The following is a 17,210-nucleotide window of genomic DNA, read 5'->3' on the forward strand; positions in this document are numbered from 1 at the left end:
GGGAACCGGGGGGCGGGAGCCGGGGGGCGGGTGGCTCAGTGGGTGAGTTGTTCCACCAGTTCGGCTGCGGTCTCGACGCCGTCGAGCAGGCGGCCTACGTGGGATTTGGTGCCTCGGCGGGGTTCCAGGGTGGGGATGCGGACCAGGGAGTCGCCACCCAGGTCGAAGATCACCGAATCCCAGCTGGCGGCGGCGATGTCGGCGCCGAAACGGCGCAGGCACTCGCCGCGGAAGTAGGCGCGGGTGTCGGTGGGGGGGTTGGTCATCGCGTCGACAACCTGCTGTTCGGTGACGAGGCGCTGCATCGAGCCGCGGGCGACGAGGCGGTTGTACAGGCCCTTGTCGAGGCGCACGTCCGAGTACTGGAGGTCCACCATGTGCAACTTCGGTGCGGCCCAGCCCAGGCCCTCGCGCTTGCGCATACCCTCCAGCAGGCGCAGTTTGGCCGGCCAGTCCAGCAGGTCCGCGCACTCCATCGGATCACGTTCCAGCAGATCGAGTACGTGGGCCCACTTCTCCAGCACATCGGTGACACGGGCGTCGTCGGTTCCCTGCCGGGAGTGGAACTTCGCCGCGCGGTCGAGGTAGATCCGTTGCAGCGCAAGGGCGGTCAGCTCGCGGCCGTCGGAGAGCGCGACCGCGGCGCGCAGCGTCGGATCGTGACTGATCTGATGCACCGCGGTGACCGGGCGGGCCAGTTGCAGATCCGACAGGTCCTCGCCGGCCTCGATGAGATCCAGCACCAGCGCGGAGCAGCCGACCTTCAGATAGGTCGACCACTCGGCCAGATTCGCGTCCCCGATGATGACGTGCAGGCGGCGGTACTTGTCGGCGTCGGCGTGCGGCTCGTCGCGGGTGTTGATGATGCCGCGCTTCAGCGTGGTCTCGAGGCCGACCTCGACCTCGATGTAGTCCGCGCGCTGGGACAGCTGGAAGCCGGCCTGGTCGCCCGACTGGCCCATGCCGACCCGGCCCGAACCACAGATCACCTGCCGGGACACGAAGAACGGGGTGAGCCCGACGATGATCTGGTTGAACGGGGTGTCGCGGCTCATCAGATAGTTCTCGTGGGTGCCGTAGGAGGCCCCCTTGCCGTCGACATTGTTCTTGTACAGCTGCATCCGCGGCGCGCCGGGCACACTGGAGGCGTAGCGGGCCGCGGCCTCCATCACGCGCTCACCGGCCTTGTCCCAGATGACCGCGTCGAGCGGGTCGGTGACCTCCGGCGCGGAATATTCCGGATGGGCGTGATCGACGTACAACCGTGCGCCGTTGGTGAGGATCATATTGGCCGCGCCGACCTCGTCGGCGTCGATCACCGGAGCCGGGCCGTTGAGCCGGCCGAGATCGAAACCACGGGCGTCCCGCAGCGGCGATTCGACCTCGTAGTCCCAGCGCGTGCGCTTGGCCCGCGGCACGCCCTCGGCCGCCGCATAGGCCAGCACGGCCTGGGTGGACGTCAGGATCGGGTTGGCCGACGGCTCGGAGGGCGTCGAGATGCCGTACTCGACCTCGATTCCGATGATGCGCTGCATATGTCGAGACTAGGCGACGAAAGGCCCAACCCGCAGATGCCCCCGGGCGGTTCGCGGCTCCGGAAGTGCCCACCCATGCGTGGTCGGCAATGTTTGTCGGGCGCGACTCGTATGGTTCGGGGTGATCGCGTTCGAACAGCGGTGATCGCGCGGTCCGCACCTGCACCGATCAGCCGCCGTACGGTCACAGCGACCGCTCGCCCGATCGGGCGAGTGCTCGCCGCACTACCCGCTCGCCGATTTCGCCGTTCGAAATGTTCGATGGATGTTCCCGCCGGGATCGTCCCGCACACAGAGTTCGCTCGTAAGGTCTGTGCTTGGAGGCGGTTTCGACTGACCGCCGAGTCCGCTCGTCCGCAAGTGTCCGCCGTCGGAACAGGGGGTAGGCGTCATGTCGATTCCGCAAGTCGGCTCAGGGCCGGTGGCGGCGAGCGATCCGAGACCGGTCGAGCCGGTCCGGCGAGAGCATGGGAAGCCGGCCGGCCGGGAGCCGACAGCACGAGGGGTGCAGGGCTCGATCGTCCCAGTGGAGCAGGAACCGGCGGCCCTGCCGGCTCGCGGCTCCGTTGCGCCGGTCGATATTGCGCCGGTCGAACACCAGCCGATGGCGCGTACCGGGCCGGAGCCGGCAGCGTCGGCCGACCGGGCATCGACCGCACCGACAGGGCTACGCCCTGCTGCCGTTGCGCACGGACAGGCAGCGGCGGTCGAGCAGCCGGCGGCACCGATATATCTCGCGGCGGCGGTCCATCCCGCAGCAGCGGCACCAGCCCAACCCGCAGCGGCGGCACCGGTCCATCCCGCAGCGGTGCCAGTCCAACCCGCAGCAGCGGCGGCGGTCCATCCCGCAGCAGCGGCGGCGGTCCATCCCGCAGCAGCGGCGGCGGTCCATCCCGCAGCAGCGGCGGCGGTCCATCCCGCAGCGGGCGAGCCGCGCGGGATCTCCGTTCGCACCGGGCAATGGCAGCAATATTCAGCGTTCGCGCTGGCCGGTCTGCTTGCGGTCGGTCTCGCGCTGGGGCCCGCGATCTCGCGGTGGATGGCGTCCGCTCCACGGGTGCAGACCGGTCTCACGATCTTCACGGGCGTTTTCGTGCAGGCGGTGCCGTTCCTGGTGCTGGGCGTGTTGATCAGCGGCGCGATCGCTGCCTTCGTGTCGCCGGAGCTGTTGCGGAAGTTGCTGCCGCGCAACGAGTCTGCCGCCGTATTGGTGGCCGGCGCGGCAGGTGCCGCACTGCCCGGCTGCGAATGCGGGGCGGTGCCGGTGGCGCGGCGGCTGATGGATCAGGGTGCGCCGAGCGCGGCGGCGTTCGCGTTCCTGTTGTCCGCACCGGCGGTGAACCCCGTGGTGCTGGTGGCTACCGCGGTGGCGTTCCCGGGCCAACCCGGCATGGTGGCGGGTCGTTTCGCGGGCTCGCTGGCGACGGCGTTCGTGATGGGCTGGCTGTGGGCACGATTCGGGCGGCCCGAGTGGTTCGCCGCCGGGGCTCGCGGCCACGAGCATCACGCGCCCGGACGATCGCGATGGGTGGTCTTCACCGAGGCCGCTCACCACGACTTCCTCCAGGCCGCCGCGTTTCTCGTGATCGGCGCCGCGGCCGCGGCGGCACTGCACGTACTGGTCCCCGCGCAGTGGTACCGGTCGCTGGCCGGGCAGCCGGTGCTGTCGGTGCTGGTGCTGGCTCTGCTCGCGGTCGTGCTGGCCCTGTGTTCGGAGGCGGACGCGTTCGTCGCGTCGAGCATGTCCAGCCTGCCGCTGTTGCCACGACTGGTGTTCCTGGTGGTCGGCCCCGCGGTCGACGTGAAATTGTTCGCGATGCAGGCCGGTACGTTCGGGCGGCGTTTCGCCGTGCGTTTCGCCCCGGCGACGTTCGTGGTCGCCGTCGTGTGCGGCACCGTCGCCGGTCTGATCTTCCTGGGAGGGGCACGATGAACCGCCTGGCACAGAATTTCGTCCTGCTGCTCATCGGCATCGCGGTCGTGAAGATCGCCGCCGACGGCACCTACCTCCGCTACGTGAAACCCGCGCTGGGACCGTTCCTCCTGGCGAGCGGCCTCGTCCTGGTGCTGCTGGCCGTCACGGCCATCCTCCGCGACCTGAGGCGCACGCGGACCGGCGCGGTCATCGAACACCCCCCGACCGACCACCGCACGCCGAACGATGTTGCGACGGAATCGCATTCCGGCCGGCCCCAGTGGTTGTTGCTGGCGCCGATCGCCGCACTCCTGATCGTGGTGCCGCCCGCGCTCGGCGCCGGTTCGGTGAATTCGGGCAGCACCGCGCAGGCGAGCGTCGGTCAACCGGCTGCCACCGACGGCGGCAAGTACGACTTCGGGCCGCTGCCCGCCGGGCCGGCGCCGACGGTCCGGATGTACGACCTCATCGACCGGGCTTCCTACGATTCCAGTGGAGTACTGGACGATCACGACGTCACGGTGGTCGGTTTCATCGTGCGGACAGCGGCCGACGGTGCGCCGCGCACCGACGGGAGCCTGGGCGGCGTCGACCTGGCCCGGCTGGTGATCACCTGCTGTGTCGCCGACGCGCAGACCATGCGGATCCATCTGGCCGGGGATTTTCCCCTGCCCGCCGACGACACCTGGGTGTTCGTACGCGGCCGGGTACAACCGAATTCGGCCGTCCCGCGGACGCGGATGACGCCCACACTCACGGTCGCCGACCTGCACGCGATACCGGCACCGGCGCGCGTATACGGCTGATCAGGCCGGACGGGGTACGACGCGGCGCGCCAGGAGATCGGCGACCGGGGTGTCCCGGGTGAGCGGAACGCCCAGGCTGCGGGCGTTGCCCTCGAACAGCGCGAGGATCGACTCGGTGAGCATGCCCACCACCTGCTCGGAAGTCAGGGTGGCCGGGTCGCCGCGCCAACTGTTGACCACGCCGTCCACCAGCCCGATGATCCCGAAGGCCATCGGGCGCGCCCGGTGCGGGTCGATGTCGTAGACCGACAGCGCGGCGGCGAACAGGTCGGCGAGCCGGCCACCGATGCGGTTGCGAGCGCCCCCCAGTCCGTGCGATCCATCGCCGTCGGCCGCGTCGCCGATCAGGAAACGATGCAGATTGCGGTGCCGCTCCACCCAGCCGACATAGGTGCCGACGGCGCCCCGCACCGCGTCGCGGACCGTGCCCTCGGTGCGGAGCATCGGCATCACCTCGGCGAGCAGGGATTCCTGGATGCGGCGCCGGATCTGCTCATCCAGATCGGCGCGGCCGTCGAAGTGCCGGTACACCACCGGCCGGGGTAGCCCGAGCCGATCGGCGATCTGCTGCACCGATACCTCGGCGCCGCTCTCCTCGATCACCGCGAGGGCCGCGTCCAGCACCTCGGCGCGGCGTTGCCGCTTGTGGTCCTGCCAGCGGGTGGCGCGACCGTCCACGGCCGCCTGTACTTTCCCGCCGGTATCGGACACAGCGGCAACTGTACTCCGCCGCCCTATTGACCGATACAACGTGTCACACTAATCTGACTGTTACACCTTGTAGCATTAACTGGAGAGCCGCCATGGGCAATGAAGCCGCGCTGGCGACCCGCGACCGTTTCGCGGACCGCCTGCTGACCGGATCGGTGAAGAAGTCCTACGACCCCGTGGTCGATGTCGATTGGGACGCTCCGCTGGATCCCGAGAAGATGTTCCTGCCGCCGGAGGTGGTGTCGCTGTACGGCACCGCCCTGTGGGAGGCGATGACCCCGGAGCAGCGTCGCGAACTGTCCCGGCAGGAGCTCGCGAACCTGCTCTCCACGGGCATCTGGTTCGAGAACCTGCTGAACCGGATCCTGTTGCGCGAGTTGATGAACGACACCCCGACCAGCGCCTGGTCGCACTACACGCTCACCGAGATGGGCGACGAGTGCCGGCACATGATGATGTTCGGAAAGCTGATCGACCGCATCGAGGCCCGTCCTTACTGGCCGAAACCCCCTGCCCGCCTGCTCATCTCGGCGCTGGAACAGGTACTGCGCGGCTCCATGACCTGGGTGGCGGCACTGGTCGGCGAGGAGATCTTCGACGCCCAGCAGCGCCGCACCCTCGACGACCCCGAGTTACAGCCGCTGGTGTCGCGGGTGATGCGCATCCACGTCACCGAGGAGGCCCGGCACATCGGCTTCGCCCGCGACGCGCTGGCCCGCCGGGCGCCGGAGATGTCGGCGGCCGAACTGGCGTTCACCAAGGCCTGCGTCGCGGTGGCGGCGCCGCTGTTCGTGTCGCTGCTGGCCAACCGGCACATGTATCGCCGCGCCGGCTTGGACGACCCGGCCGCCGCCCGGCGAACGGCATTGCGCAATCCGCACTTCCGCCGCAACCTCGCCATGGGCGCGGCCGACCTGGCGGCGGTGCTGGACCGGCACGGACTGTTCGGGCCCGCCGGCAAGGCGATCTGGCGCGTGGCGGGGATGCTACCGCGATGATCGATATTCCCACCGAACTCGTTCCGGCACCGGACTATTCCGGTCCGGCGGTGCTGGACGTGCCGGGTGCGGAAGTGCCGGTACGGGTGACCCTGTCCGGTCATCTCGACCCGATCGACGGCCGTTTCCACTGGTACGGCCGCATCACCGCCGACCCCGGCGCCGAGCTGCCCGATCCCGGACGCGGGCAGGTCACGCTGATCCTGCCCGACGGCTCCGCGGCGGCCGGACGGCTGCAGGAACGCGATCCGTGGGGCAACCTCCGCATCGTGGGCGTCGGCGCACCGCCGTTCGCGCCCGAAATCCGTTAGGACGCAACGGATCGGCGGCGGCACGGCGAACCGTGCCGCCGCCGCGGCGTCAGCCGGGCACCTTGTCCAGGAACCCGTGCACGTGGGCGATCCGGCCCTCTTCCAGCACGATCACGTCGAATCCGACGACCAGCGGCTCCGCACCCGGCGCGCCGAGCTCCCAGGTGAAGCGGGCCAGGTCGTGATGGCCGTCGACCGCGCCGAGGCCGAAGCGCAAACCGGCGAACTGCTGCTGAGCGCCGTCGACGACCGCATCGATCTCGGCGGCGCCCGCGACCGCGGCCAGCGGGTCGGTGTAGGTGGCGCCGGCGGTGTACACCTCGTCGATCAGCGCCCGGCGCTTACCCGGGTCCTGCTCGTTCCAGATGTCGATGTAGCGCCGGGCGATGGTCTCGTAGTTCTCGTATTCGCTCATGACACGAGCATGTTCGACTCCGGCACGGGAGTCGATTACCCGCGGGGTAACCGGATCCAGTCGAAGATCTGCTCGTGCGCCGCATTCAATGCGCCGTTCTGGCAGTGCAATTCGCCGCCCTCGGCCGAGGTGAACTCACGCAGGGTCACCGACCGCGCACCGGTCAGCCGCTCGGCGAAGCGGTACGCCAGCGACTTCGGATAGAAGTGCTCGCGCTCGGCGACCAGCAGCAGCACGTCCGCGGCGATGTCGGCGGCCCACTCGTCGCCGCTGTCCAGCGCCAGCTTCGCCACCAGGTCGGGGAGGTCGGCGGCGCCGAAGGTCCAGCGGGCATTCGCCAGCGCCCAGCGGGTCTGCGTGTCGAAACGTCCTGCGGTGCTGACGATTCGGGCCAGCCACGGCGGCATGGTCGCCGCCGCCGAGCGCAGCGGCCACGGGATGCTCGCCGTGAACGCGTCCAGCATCCGCGGGAAATAGTCGAAGAGCACGATCCGGTCGTAGCGCGGATCCTTGGCCGCCGCACGGGCCAACAGCCTTCCGCCGTAACTGATTCCGACACCGGTGGTCGACTCTGTCTCGATATGCGCCGCGGCCCAGTCCAATACCGCGGAAGACGGCACCTCCCACCGGTGCTCGAACGGAATACCGTACCGGCGCAGCAGATTACCCTGCCCCGGACCTTCGTAGACCAGGACCGCGAAGCCGCGTTCCAGCGCCGCCCGGGCCACGGTGAACCACAGCTCGTCCGGGACCGAGTCGAAGCCGCCGCACACCACCAGCAGCGGTGCCCCGGGTCCGGCCGGCGCGCGCGGCAGAAAGTACATGAGCTCCAATTCCGCTTCACCGTAAGGGATCTCGGTGCGAATCAGTTCCACTCCGAGGGCCGCCAGCCCGGTGTCGAAACTCGTCCGGGCACGGTCGGCGGTCGGCCCGCGCCGGGGATCGGCGGGATCGAGGAAGAATTCCGCGGTCCGCAGGTAATTGGCCGCACGCAGCAGCGCATTGCCCCGCGACAGGTCGTCCCGCAGGCCGCCGGCCCGGTCGAGCAGTACGGTCGCGATCCGATTCCACTCGCGGAACCAGGAATCGGTGTCGCCGTTGCGGATACGCCGGGTCGCCGACAGCACCTCACCGAGGTCGGCTCCGCCGGCCGGGGCGTACCACATCACCCGGACGGTCTCGAAGTCGAAAGCTTTGTCCCGGAAGAAAATTCCCAACCGTTCCACCTCGCGTGCGGCGTTCTGCAAAGCATCCTATGGTGGACACCACCGCTCTCACAACACAGCCGGGATCACCGGCACCGAGGAGTTCAGCATGGCAGAGCAGTCCCACATCGAGTTGGTCCGCGGGGCCTTCGAGGCCTTCGGGAAAGGAGACCTGGACACCGTCAAGGAATCGTTCAGCCCCGACGTCACCTGGTTCTCCGCCGGACGCAGCTGGCTGGTGGGCACCTACCAGGGCATCGACGCAGTGATCGGCCTGCTGGCCACGATCTTCGCCTACTCCGAAGGCACCTACAACACCGAGGTCACCGACATCCTCGCCGGTGACGACGTCGTGGTCGTCCTGCAGAAGGTCACGGCGTCGCGATCCGACGGCCGCAGCATGAGCGTCGATGCCGTGCTGGTGGCCGACATCGCCGACGGCCGCATCAGCAACGTCCGGGCCTGGCCGGACGACATCTACGCCGAGGACGAGTTCTACGGCGCCGAGCCGCCGGAGGGCTGGACGGCCCCCGCCCGCGGCTGACCGTCACCGCAACGATCGCAGTGCCTCGTCGTCGCGAGCGACCACGGCCCGGCCGTCGGCGGTCGCGACGATGGGGCGCTGAATCAGTCTCGGATGCGCGGCCAGCGCCGCGATCCAGCGTTCCCGCTCGGCATCGGTACGCGCCCATCCGGACACACCGAGCTCCTTCGCCTCGCCCTCTCCGGTGCGGGTGATGTCCCACGGCTGGAGTCCCAGACGGGTCAGCATGGCCCGCAACTCCTCCGCCGTCGGCGGATCCTCCAGATAGCGACGCTCGGTGTACTCGATACCGGCGTCGTCGAGGAATGCCTTGGCGGTGCGACTCTTCGAGCACCGCGGGTTGTGCCAGATCTCGGTCGTCATGTCTCGTACCCTAACGATTCACTTCAGCGTACCGTCGGTGACCAGCCCACGCAGGCCACGCCGGTCCAGCTTGCCCGAGGGCAGCGTGGGTATCCGGTCGGCGGTGGTGACGATCCAGCGCGACGGAACCTTGTAGCCGGACAACTGTTCCCGCGCACGGGCGGCCACGGCGTCGAGATCCGGCGGCCCGGCCGCGGGCACCACGACGGCGCACACTTCCTCACCGCGAGTGGGGTGGTCGACCCCGACGACCACGCACTGCGCGATCTCGTCGACGTTCTCCAGCACCGATTCCACTTCGAGCGGTGACACATTCGCGCCCGCGACCTTGATGAGATCGCCGGTCCGGCCGACATAGAACAGCCGCGGATCGCCGGGGTTGCGATAGACCCGATCGCCGGTGCGGTACCAGCCGTCGGCGTCGAACACGTCGTGGCGCTCCCGCTTGTTGTATCCGGCCATCACACCGATGCCACGGATGTGCAGTTCCCCGACGGTACCGTCCGGCACGGGCAGATCGTCGGCATCGACGATGCGAATGTCGGTGTGCGCGAAGCTACCACCGGATTCGGTCAGACTGCGATGCACCGGAAAGCCGTCCGGCACACCGATCATCGCGAGATCGGCCGGGCCGGACAACATCGGCGCGCTGCTCAGATCCCGACCCGGGAAACTCGGATGCGCCCGCAGCCGCTGCGTGAACGCGGGCCAGCCGACGAGCCCCTGCCCCCGCTCGCGCTCGATCAGATCCAGTGCGGCGCCGGCCTCGAGCCTCGGCAGCACGAGCAACGTGGCCGGTTCGTGCAGCGCGCCCATCGCCGCCAGCACTCCCCCGATCCAGAAGAACGGCATCGCGCACAGGATGCGCGGCGCGGACTCGGCGCCGGTGATGTTGCGGATCGCCGCCGGCCAGGTCGCGGTCTGCCGCACGAGGGTGCCGTGCGTGTGCAGCACCCCCTTCGGATCGGCCGTGGACCCCGAGGTGTGGATCATGATCGCCGGATCGCCCGGCGTGACCTCGGCCTCGACCGCCGTCAGCAGTTCCGCGGGCACGACGTCGCGCTCGTCCCGGACCGTCGCCCACGGCCGATCGCTGTCACCGGTCAGCACGATTCCGCGCAGATAAGGTGCGGCGGACAGCTGCAGGGTCGCCGATTTCTGTGCCGCGAGCTCCGGCAGCGCCGTCTCCAGCGTGGCGGCCGTATCCGCCGCGAGCACCCGCACCGGCGCGATCAGCAGCGAAACATCGGCCAGCCGAAGCACTTTCGCGAGTTCCGCAGGCGCGTAGAGCGTGCTCAGCGGGACGGCGACCGCACCGATCCGCGACACCGCGAGCCACCACACCGCCCACTCGTCGCTGTTGGGGAAGTACAGCCCGACCCGAGCGCCCTTACCGATCCCGCGATGCAACAGCCACCGGGCGAACAACGCCGACCGGCGATCCGCCTCGGCGTAGTCCAGGCGCTCATCCGGAGTGATCAGGTAATGCCGGTCGCCGAACTCGCGCACACTGCGAGCCAGCAGCGCACCGATGGTCGGTTCCGGGGTCGTCGGCGACATCAGCCCAGAATAGATGATCATTCTCTGAAACGGAGAGGCATCCTCTCGCACAGTCGCGACCGCCGTCGGTGGCGCCGAGCGGCTCAGCCCTTGCCGCTCCGGGCGGTCCGGGGTGACGGAGTCGCCTCGATGACATCCAGAAAATTCTGTGCCGCAAACTCTTTCGGAGCCGCGGCGATCACGGTATCCAGCATCGCCCGCGAGGCCTGCAGGTCGGTGATGGCCGCCGTGATGCGTTCGCGCTCCCGGTGCAGATCGGCGACCAGCGACGGGCAGCTCGGCACCAGGCGCGGTTCGTCTTTCTGCAGACACGGCAGCACGGTCGCGATCGTGGCCGTGTTCAGTCCGGCTGCGAGCAGGCTGCGGATCCGCCCCACGACGGTGACGTCGTCCTCCTCGTATTCGCGGTATCCGCTCGATCGCCGCAGCGGCCGCAGCAGGCCCTGCTGTTCGTAGTAGCGCAGCAGGCGTTCGTGGACGCCGGTGCGTCGGGACAGCTCCCCGATGCGCATGTGACCTCACTCGTTCGCGGTTGACTCTGACACGGATGTCAAAGTTTAGCGTCCCTGACATGAACAACAGTCGAGTGATCGTGGCGGCCCTGTGCGCCGGGGTTTTCGTGGTCGGTACGTCGGAATATCTCGTCGCGGGCCTGTTACCGCAAGTGGGCGATTCGCTGGGCATCTCGGTCGGCGCCGCCGGGCAGGTCGTGACCGCCTACGCGCTGGGTGTGGTGATCGGCGGCCCGCTCGTGGCGGCCGCGACCGCGCGGCTGCCGCGCCGGCCGCTGGCGCTGGGCCTCATGCTGCTGTTCGCCGCAGGCAGCGCGGTGAGCGCCTGGGCACCCGACTTCGCGGTGTTGCTGGCCGGTCGGGTGTTGTCGTCGTTCAGCCACGCCGCGTTCGTGGCATCGGCGCTCGTGACGGCGACCCGGGTGGTGCCGCCCGAGCGCGCCGGTCGCGCGATCGCGGCGGTGGCGTCGGGATTCACGGTCGCGACGCTGCTCGGGGTGCCGATCGGCGCGCTGCTGGGCGAACGCGCCGGCTGGCGGATACCGTTCGTCGTGCTCACGGCACTGGCGCTGGCCGCGACTGCGATGCTGGCCGCCGTGCTGCCCGACCAGGAGGCGCCGTCGGCCAGCCTGCGCGCGGAGACACGGTTGCTGATCCGCGGACCGGTACTGCTCACGGTCCTCACCACGGCTGTCGGAACCAGCGGCGCCGCAACGGTATTCACTTACATCGCGCCACTGCTGACTCGGATCGCGGGTTTCTCCGCTCCGGCGGTGTCGGCACTGCTGCTGGCCTACGGTGGGGGCAGCTTCGCAGGCAACCTGATCGCCGGACGGCTGACCGACCGATCGCTCGGCGGCACGATCCGGGCCGTGTTCGGTGGCCTGGTCGGGGTGCTGGCGGCCGTCCCCGTCGCGGTCGTGTGGCAGCCGTCGGCCGTGCTGCTGGTGCTGCTGCTCGGCCTGCTGGCCACCGCGACGATCGCTCCGCTACAGGGGATCGTCCTCCGATATGCCGGTGCCGCACCGACACTCGCGGTCGCGGTGAACGTGGGCGCGTTCAATCTCGGCAATGCCATGGGCTCCGCGATCGGTGGCGCGATCGTCGCGGCGGGCGCCTTGCGCTGGACCGGATTCGCCGGCGCGCTGCTCACACTGATCGGCCTGGCACTGTCCTACGCCGCGGTACCACGCAGCGGAACCGCCGACGAGTTCCTGGAACCGGCGGCCACGCGACCTGCCCGGACGTAGCCACCCGAATCTGTCGGTGGTGGCCGGTAGCTTGTCGGCGTGGCATTGAACTGGAAACTCGTCATCGACAGCGGCAACGCTCCCGTACTCGCCGATTTCTGGGCCGCGGCGCTGGAGTACGAGGTGGAGGACCCCAGCGCGCTGATCGAGCAGTTGTCCTCCGCCGGGCACGTGGGTGCGGACGATATCGCGGAACACAAGGGCCGCAAAATCTTTCGCGGTTTCGCCGCGATCCGGCACCCCGACGACCCGTTCGATCCGATCAGTGGGATCAGTCAGGGCCGCAGGCTGCTGTTCCAGGATGTGCCGGAGCCGAAATCTGGAAAAAACCGCCTGCACATCGACGTACACAGCGGACCGGCCGGACTCGACGCGCTGGTGAGCAGACTCGAAGGGCTGGGCGCCACCCGCCTCCGCGAGATCGACCGGGGCCCCGCGGGCCACTGGTGGATCATGCGAGATCCGGAGGGCAACGAGTTCTGCGCCGCCTGACGACCGCGACCCGTGCATCTCGGCCGCCGACTCGGGGGATCCCGACCGGGTATCCGGCGACCGGCGCACAGATGCGAAGGCACGGGTCGGGCAGAAGGCCGGCGGCAGAAGACCGAACACTCACACCGATCCCGGACCGGTCGCCCGCAACGCCTCGATCACGCTGACGAGGTGCCCGCGGGCCGCGTGTTCGGCACGGGTGGGGTCGCGCGCGCAAATCCCGTCGACGATCGCCAGATGCTCGGTCACCGACACCGACGGGCGGCCGGGCACCAGCGCCAGCCGGAACTGGTGGCGAACGTTCTTGGCGCGCAACCGTTCCAGCACATCCGCCGCCGTGCCCTGACCGCTGATCTCGATCACCCGGCGGTGCAACGTCTGGTTGAGTTCGGAGTACTCGAGTACGTTGCCCGAGGCGACGGCGGTGCGCATCGCCTCGCCCAGCGTGCGCAGTTCGGCGATCTCGGCATCGGTGACCGCTTCGGCCGCCTTCGCCGCACACAACCCCTCCACCACCATCCGCACCTCGGAGATCTCGATCGCCTCCGCGACCGTGACCGCCCGAACCCGCGCGCCGCGGTTCTGGATGCGTTCCACCAGCCCCTCGTGCGCCAATTCGACCAGGGCCGTGCGCACTCCGCCGCGCCCCGCCCCGAACTGCTCGGCAAGATCCGATTCGACCAGCCGCTGATTCGGGGCAAACTCGCCCCGGACGATCGCCTCGCGAATCGCGGCGGTCACATCCGGCGGGACTGTCGCGTCGTGGTCGTGCCGAGTCCGTTGTGCGACAACCTCGTTCGCACCGGACCGCTCGATCCGGGCGGGCTCGGTGCGCGCAGCACGCCCGCGCGGCAACGCTTCTCCGGCCGTGGACTGCGCATATGATGCCGATTGCGCAGGAGGAGAAGGATTCCGGGATGACGCTCCCCCGGTTCCCGGCCGGACTCGGGACGCCGAGTGCGCCTGCTCGGACGACCTCCGTTCGGACGTTCCGCTACCGTCGCCGGCCCTCGGCAGCTCCGCCGATGCCCGTTGCGCGGGAACACCGGGCTCGCGGGGCGGCACTCCGGCCTGCTCATGCGGTGGCATCCGGGCGCCGGCCCTCCTTCGCCTGCTGGATCAGGGTGTAGATGTGCGAGCGCAGTTCGGCGAAGCGCGGTTCCGAGCGGGTCGTGAGCTGGTCCCGTTCGCCCGGCAGGTCGACGGCCACCTCCGCCATCACCACCGTCGGCGAGCTGGACAGCACGATCACCCGCTGCCCGAGGTACACCGATTCGTCGATGTCGTGAGTGACGAACAGGATCGTGACACCCAGCCGTTTCCACAGCGTGAGGACCAGATCCTCCAGATCGGCCCGGGTCTGCGCGTCGACGGCGGCGAACGGCTCGTCCATCAACAGGATCTGCGGCTCGTAGGCGACCGCGCGGGCGATCGCGACCCGCTGCTGCATACCGCCGGACAACTGCCACGGATGCGAATCGCCGACATGGCCCAGGCCGACGGCGTCCAGGGCCTCCCGGACCAGCCGCTGCCGCTCGGGCTTGCGAATCCGCTTCTCCTTCAACGGAAGTTCGACATTCTGCCGCACGGTCATCCACGGGAACAGGCTGCGGCCGTACTCCTGGAAGACCACGGCCATCCCCGCGGGCGGCCCGGTGACCCGGTCGCCCTCGAGCACGACCTCGCCGGAGGTGGCGCCCATCAGGCCGGCGATGCATTTCAGCAGGGTGGTCTTGCCGGAGCCGGACGGCCCCACGATGCAGACCAATTCGCCGGTCCCGACTCCGAAGGTCAAGTCCCGCACCGCTTCTACGCTGCGGCCGCCGCTCTGATAGATCTTCTGTAACCCGTTCACGTCCAGCAGCGTCGTGCCGGTGATCGGTCTGGAGGTCATCTCAACTCTCTCGTTGTGACCGGCGCAGGCCGGTGTACCAGCTCAACGCCCGGGATTCCACGATCTGGAAGACGATCGACAGCACGTTGCCGATCAGCCCGAGCAGGATGATTCCCGTCCACATCTGCGGAATCGAGAAACTGCGCTGGAACTGGACGATGGTGAAGCCCACCCCGCTGTTCGCGGCGAACATCTCACTGATCACCATCAGGATGATGCCGATCGACAGCGCCTGCCGCGCCCCTGCCGCGATCTGCGGGCTCGCGCCGCGCAACACGAGGTGGATCAGGCGCGAATGCGGCCGCATCCGATAACAGCGGGCGGTGTCGGTGAGCACCTCGTCCAGCCCGCGCACCCCCTCCACGGTGTTCAGCAGAATCGGCCAGACGCAGCCGGACGCGATCACCAGGATCTTCATGCCGTCACCGATTCCGGCGAACAGCATCAGGATCGGGACCAGCACCGGAGACGGGATCGCCCGGAAGAATTCCAGTACCGGCTCCAGCAGCGCGCGCAACCAGCGCAGCGAGCCGATCGCCACGCCGAGACCCACGCCGAGGATCAGCGCCACGAAGTAGCCGACCAGCAGCCGCACCACACTGGGCAGCACGTCGCTGGTGAACCGGCCGTGGAACCAGGTGTCGCCGAAGGTGGCGAGGATGTCGTGCAGCGGCGGCCAGAAGAAGTTCGTGCTGTGTGCCGTCGCGAACCACCACGCCGCGACCAGCACGACGGGAACGGCGAAGAGCAGCAAGACCTTTCGCGCCAGGGTGAGCACACTCACGAGATCACCTCCCGGCGGATCGACGGATGCCAGCGCAGGGCGCGGCGTTCGAGGGCACGGACCACCACGTTGACGATCACGCCGAGCAGCCCGACCACGATCACCAGCGCGTACATCGAGGACACGGCCTCGGAGTTCTGCGCGACCGCGATCTGCCGGCCGAGACCCGGCGAGCCGATCACGAGTTCGCCGGTGATCTCCAGGATCAGCGCGACCGCCGCGCCGAGCCGGAACCCGGTCACCACGTAGGGCAGCGCGGTCGGCCAGATGACCGTGCGGACCTGGGTCAGCGTGCGAAAACGGTAGGAGCGGGCCGTTTCCCGGGCCACCGGATCCACGTCCCGCACCCCGTACAGCACCTGCACCAGCACCTGCCAGAACGAGGCGTAGACGACGAGCAACAGCGTGGAACGCGGTGTGGGACCGTACAACAGCACCGCCAGCGGGATCAGCGCCACCGACGGGATGGGCCGCAGGAATTCGATGGTCGAGGTCAGCGCGGCCCGCACCGCGGGCAGGCTGCCGATCACGATCCCGAGCAGCACGCCGGCCACGAGCGCGATCGCCAGGCCGATCGCCCAGCCGCGCACCGTGTCCAGCAGCGCCTGCCAGAACGTCGAGGTCTTCGCCTCGTCGCCGAGCGCTCGCATCATGTCGCTGAACGGCGGCAGGAAGCGCCGGGGCGCCAGGCCCGCGCGCGGCGCGAGTTCGGCGAGGAGCATCAGGCCGCCGAGGCCGATCAGCCCGAGGACCCAGGCGGGCAGCGCGCGGGGACGGCGGCCGCTGATCGCGGCCGCCGTCGCACCTCTCGTGCGAGTCGCCGTCACGGCAGCAGCGCCGGTAGATCCGGTGCCTTGGTGATCAGCCCGTCCTTGACGGCGAGATCCGTCAGCACCTGCGCCGAGTGCTGGTCGACCCGGTCCGGGAACTGCGGCAGCGTGAGCGCGGCGGCGACCGCCGGGTCGATCTTGGTGTAGGTGCTCAGCACCTGCCGCACGGCGTCCGGATGGTCGGCGGAGTACTTCAGCGACTCCTGCATCGCGGCCGCGAATCGCTTCACCAGATCCGGCTTCGCCTTCGCGGTCTGCTGCGAGGTGAAGTAGCCGGCGATGGTCAGATTCGCCGCGGTGTCCACGTAGTTCGAGGCGACCAGCCGGTTGCCGCTCTTCAGCGCGGTGGCCAGGAACGGCTCCACGACCTGGACCGCGTCGACGTTGCCGTTGGCCAGCGCCGGCAGCATGTCGGGGAAGCCGAGTTCGGTGAACTTGACGTTGGTGGCGTCACCGCCGGCGGCCCGGATCGAGGCCCGGACGGTGGTGTCGTTGATGTTGTTCAAGGTGTTGACGGCGACCTTCTTGCCGACGAGGTCCTTCGCCGACTGGATCGGGCTGTCGGCCTTCACGACCACCCCGCCGAAGTCCTTGCCCGGCACGCCGGTCGAGGCGTTGCCGGGCGCGACGATCTTCAGCGGCAGCCCCTTGGAGGCGCCGACGATCAGCGAGGTCAGGTTGCTGAAACCGAAGTCGACCTGCCCGCTGACGACCGCGGGCACGATCGCCGCGCCGCCCTGCGCGGTGCTCAATTGCAGGTCGAGCCCCTGATTCTTGAAGAAGCCCTGCTGCTGGCCCAGGTAGATCGGCGCCACGTCGACGATCGGGATGACCGTGACCTTCACCATGGTGGGGCCGCTGTCGGATGCGGTCGAGGAACCGCCCCCACTGCCGCATGCGGAAAGCGCGAGGGCGAGAAGGAGTGCGGATGCGGTTGCCAGGGCCGCACGGATTCTGGTCACGGGTTTCTCCGGAATCGGTCGAGATTGAGCGGACGGCGGCCGGCCCGCCGCCGGAAAGACGAATCCGGGCGGCGCGACCGCGGCCGCGACACCGATACGAAAGACGTTGTACAGCAACCGATC

At 69.2% G+C, this 17,210-nt stretch carries 19 protein-coding genes; 7 read left to right on the plus strand and 12 right to left on the minus strand.

The window, feature by feature from the left end; genetic code table 11:
• Nucleotides 1–35: 35 nt before the first annotated feature.
• A complete protein-coding gene (dop, locus tag NRB56_RS34795; protein WP_153348628.1) occupies nt 36–1,535 on the minus strand; it encodes a depupylase/deamidase Dop in 1,500 nt (499 codons plus the stop codon).
• Nucleotides 1,536–2,574: 1,039 nt separating this feature from the next.
• Here dop and NRB56_RS34800 point away from each other — a divergent pair.
• Nucleotides 2,575–3,468 carry a permease gene (locus tag NRB56_RS34800; protein WP_153348703.1) on the plus strand — a complete coding sequence of 298 codons (894 nt, stop codon included), beginning with the start codon at nt 2,575–2,577 and terminating at the stop codon, nt 3,466–3,468.
• Nucleotides 3,465–4,256, plus strand: coding sequence for a TIGR03943 family putative permease subunit (locus tag NRB56_RS34805; RefSeq protein ID WP_153348629.1), 792 nt, complete (start codon nt 3,465–3,467; stop codon nt 4,254–4,256). Before NRB56_RS34800 ends, NRB56_RS34805 begins: the two co-directional genes overlap by 4 nt.
• On the opposite strand, the gene NRB56_RS34810 is transcribed toward NRB56_RS34805, so the two are convergent.
• A complete protein-coding gene (locus NRB56_RS34810; protein WP_319943968.1) occupies nt 4,257–4,967 on the minus strand; it encodes a TetR/AcrR family transcriptional regulator in 711 nt (236 codons plus the stop codon).
• A gap of 92 nt (nt 4,968–5,059) precedes the next feature.
• Here NRB56_RS34810 and NRB56_RS34815 point away from each other — a divergent pair, with 92 nt between their 5' ends.
• Nucleotides 5,060–5,965: an AurF N-oxygenase family protein gene (locus NRB56_RS34815; RefSeq protein ID WP_153348631.1), complete on the plus strand. Its 906-nt coding sequence runs from the start codon at nt 5,060–5,062 to the stop codon at nt 5,963–5,965.
• The gene (locus NRB56_RS34820) at nt 5,962–6,276 is read left to right on the plus strand and encodes a DUF4873 domain-containing protein (protein ID WP_153348632.1); all 315 of its coding nucleotides are present in this window, start codon (nt 5,962–5,964) and stop codon (nt 6,274–6,276) included. Before NRB56_RS34815 ends, NRB56_RS34820 begins: the two co-directional genes overlap by 4 nt.
• 49 nt (nt 6,277–6,325) lie before the next feature.
• On the opposite strand, the gene NRB56_RS34825 is transcribed toward NRB56_RS34820, so the two are convergent.
• Entirely contained in the window at nt 6,326–6,691 is a 366-nt protein-coding gene (locus NRB56_RS34825; protein WP_153348633.1) for a nuclear transport factor 2 family protein, read from the minus strand.
• Nucleotides 6,692–6,726: 35 nt separating this feature from the next.
• Complete coding sequence (locus NRB56_RS34830; RefSeq protein WP_153348634.1) at nt 6,727–7,908, minus strand: alpha/beta hydrolase family protein; 1,182 nt, start codon at nt 7,906–7,908, stop codon at nt 6,727–6,729.
• A 97-nt stretch (nt 7,909–8,005) separates the two neighbouring features.
• Between NRB56_RS34830 and NRB56_RS34835 the strand changes: the two genes are divergently transcribed.
• Entirely contained in the window at nt 8,006–8,440 is a 435-nt protein-coding gene (locus NRB56_RS34835; protein WP_153348635.1) for a nuclear transport factor 2 family protein, read from the plus strand.
• 3 nt (nt 8,441–8,443) lie between these two features.
• Here NRB56_RS34835 and NRB56_RS34840 read toward each other — a convergent pair whose 3' ends face one another.
• From NRB56_RS34840 to NRB56_RS34850, 3 genes are all read right to left on the minus strand, one after another.
• On the minus strand, nt 8,444–8,803 hold the full coding sequence (locus NRB56_RS34840; protein WP_153348636.1) for an arsenate reductase family protein: 360 nt from the start codon (nt 8,801–8,803) through the stop codon (nt 8,444–8,446).
• An 18-nt stretch (nt 8,804–8,821) separates the two neighbouring features.
• A complete protein-coding gene (locus tag NRB56_RS34845) occupies nt 8,822–10,363 on the minus strand; it encodes a class I adenylate-forming enzyme family protein (protein ID WP_153348637.1) in 1,542 nt (513 codons plus the stop codon).
• A gap of 83 nt (nt 10,364–10,446) precedes the next feature.
• Complete coding sequence (locus NRB56_RS34850) at nt 10,447–10,875, minus strand: MerR family transcriptional regulator (RefSeq protein WP_153348638.1); 429 nt, start codon at nt 10,873–10,875, stop codon at nt 10,447–10,449.
• Nucleotides 10,876–10,934: 59 nt separating this feature from the next.
• Here NRB56_RS34850 and NRB56_RS34855 point away from each other — a divergent pair, with 59 nt between their 5' ends.
• On the plus strand, nt 10,935–12,125 hold the full coding sequence (locus NRB56_RS34855; RefSeq protein WP_153348639.1) for an MFS transporter: 1,191 nt from the start codon (nt 10,935–10,937) through the stop codon (nt 12,123–12,125).
• A gap of 39 nt (nt 12,126–12,164) precedes the next feature.
• A complete protein-coding gene (locus tag NRB56_RS34860) occupies nt 12,165–12,617 on the plus strand; it encodes a VOC family protein (protein ID WP_319943969.1) in 453 nt (150 codons plus the stop codon).
• Between the two features lie 120 nt (nt 12,618–12,737).
• On the opposite strand, the gene NRB56_RS40345 is transcribed toward NRB56_RS34860, so the two are convergent.
• The 5 genes from NRB56_RS40345 to NRB56_RS34885 form a co-directional block, all read right to left on the minus strand.
• Nucleotides 12,738–13,358 (minus strand): GntR family transcriptional regulator, encoded by a 621-nt coding sequence (locus NRB56_RS40345; RefSeq protein ID WP_319943970.1) that lies wholly within the window; start codon nt 13,356–13,358, stop codon nt 12,738–12,740.
• Between the two features lie 334 nt (nt 13,359–13,692).
• Complete coding sequence (locus NRB56_RS34870) at nt 13,693–14,511, minus strand: ABC transporter ATP-binding protein (RefSeq protein ID WP_153348640.1); 819 nt, start codon at nt 14,509–14,511, stop codon at nt 13,693–13,695.
• Between the two features lies 1 nt (nt 14,512).
• Nucleotides 14,513–15,295, minus strand: coding sequence for an ABC transporter permease (locus NRB56_RS34875; protein ID WP_319943971.1), 783 nt, complete (start codon nt 15,293–15,295; stop codon nt 14,513–14,515).
• Complete coding sequence (locus NRB56_RS34880) at nt 15,292–16,122, minus strand: ABC transporter permease (protein WP_319943972.1); 831 nt, start codon at nt 16,120–16,122, stop codon at nt 15,292–15,294. The genes NRB56_RS34875 and NRB56_RS34880 overlap by 4 nt, the downstream gene beginning before the upstream one ends.
• Nucleotides 16,119–17,087 (minus strand): ABC transporter substrate-binding protein, encoded by a 969-nt coding sequence (locus NRB56_RS34885; protein WP_319943973.1) that lies wholly within the window; start codon nt 17,085–17,087, stop codon nt 16,119–16,121. Before NRB56_RS34885 ends, NRB56_RS34880 begins: the two co-directional genes overlap by 4 nt.
• Nucleotides 17,088–17,210: the final 123 nt, after the last annotated feature.

This window comes from Nocardia aurantia (assembly GCF_009604425.1).
In the GTDB taxonomy this organism is placed as follows: Bacteria; Actinomycetota; Actinomycetes; order Mycobacteriales; family Mycobacteriaceae; genus Nocardia; species Nocardia aurantia.

What these genes read in the sequence shown, in the direction of transcription:
- NRB56_RS34815 (WP_153348631.1), top strand. Translation starts at nt 5,060, where the DNA reads ATGGGCAATGAAGCCGCGCTGGCGACCCGCGACCGTTTCGCGGACCGC.
- NRB56_RS34825 (WP_153348633.1), bottom strand. Translation starts at nt 6,691, where the DNA reads ATGAGCGAATACGAGAACTACGAGACCATCGCCCGGCGCTACATCGAC.
- NRB56_RS34855 (WP_153348639.1), top strand. Translation starts at nt 10,935, where the DNA reads ATGAACAACAGTCGAGTGATCGTGGCGGCCCTGTGCGCCGGGGTTTTC.
- NRB56_RS34835 (WP_153348635.1), top strand. Translation starts at nt 8,006, where the DNA reads ATGGCAGAGCAGTCCCACATCGAGTTGGTCCGCGGGGCCTTCGAGGCC.
- dop (WP_153348628.1), bottom strand. Translation starts at nt 1,535, where the DNA reads ATGCAGCGCATCATCGGAATCGAGGTCGAGTACGGCATCTCGACGCCC.
- NRB56_RS34800 (WP_153348703.1), top strand. Translation starts at nt 2,575, where the DNA reads ATGGCGTCCGCTCCACGGGTGCAGACCGGTCTCACGATCTTCACGGGC.
- NRB56_RS34850 (WP_153348638.1), bottom strand. Translation starts at nt 10,875, where the DNA reads ATGCGCATCGGGGAGCTGTCCCGACGCACCGGCGTCCACGAACGCCTG.
- NRB56_RS34870 (WP_153348640.1), bottom strand. Translation starts at nt 14,511, where the DNA reads ATGACCTCCAGACCGATCACCGGCACGACGCTGCTGGACGTGAACGGG.
- NRB56_RS34840 (WP_153348636.1), bottom strand. Translation starts at nt 8,803, where the DNA reads ATGACGACCGAGATCTGGCACAACCCGCGGTGCTCGAAGAGTCGCACC.
- NRB56_RS34820 (WP_153348632.1), top strand. Translation starts at nt 5,962, where the DNA reads ATGATCGATATTCCCACCGAACTCGTTCCGGCACCGGACTATTCCGGT.
- NRB56_RS34805 (WP_153348629.1), top strand. Translation starts at nt 3,465, where the DNA reads ATGAACCGCCTGGCACAGAATTTCGTCCTGCTGCTCATCGGCATCGCG.
- NRB56_RS34845 (WP_153348637.1), bottom strand. Translation starts at nt 10,363, where the DNA reads ATGTCGCCGACGACCCCGGAACCGACCATCGGTGCGCTGCTGGCTCGC.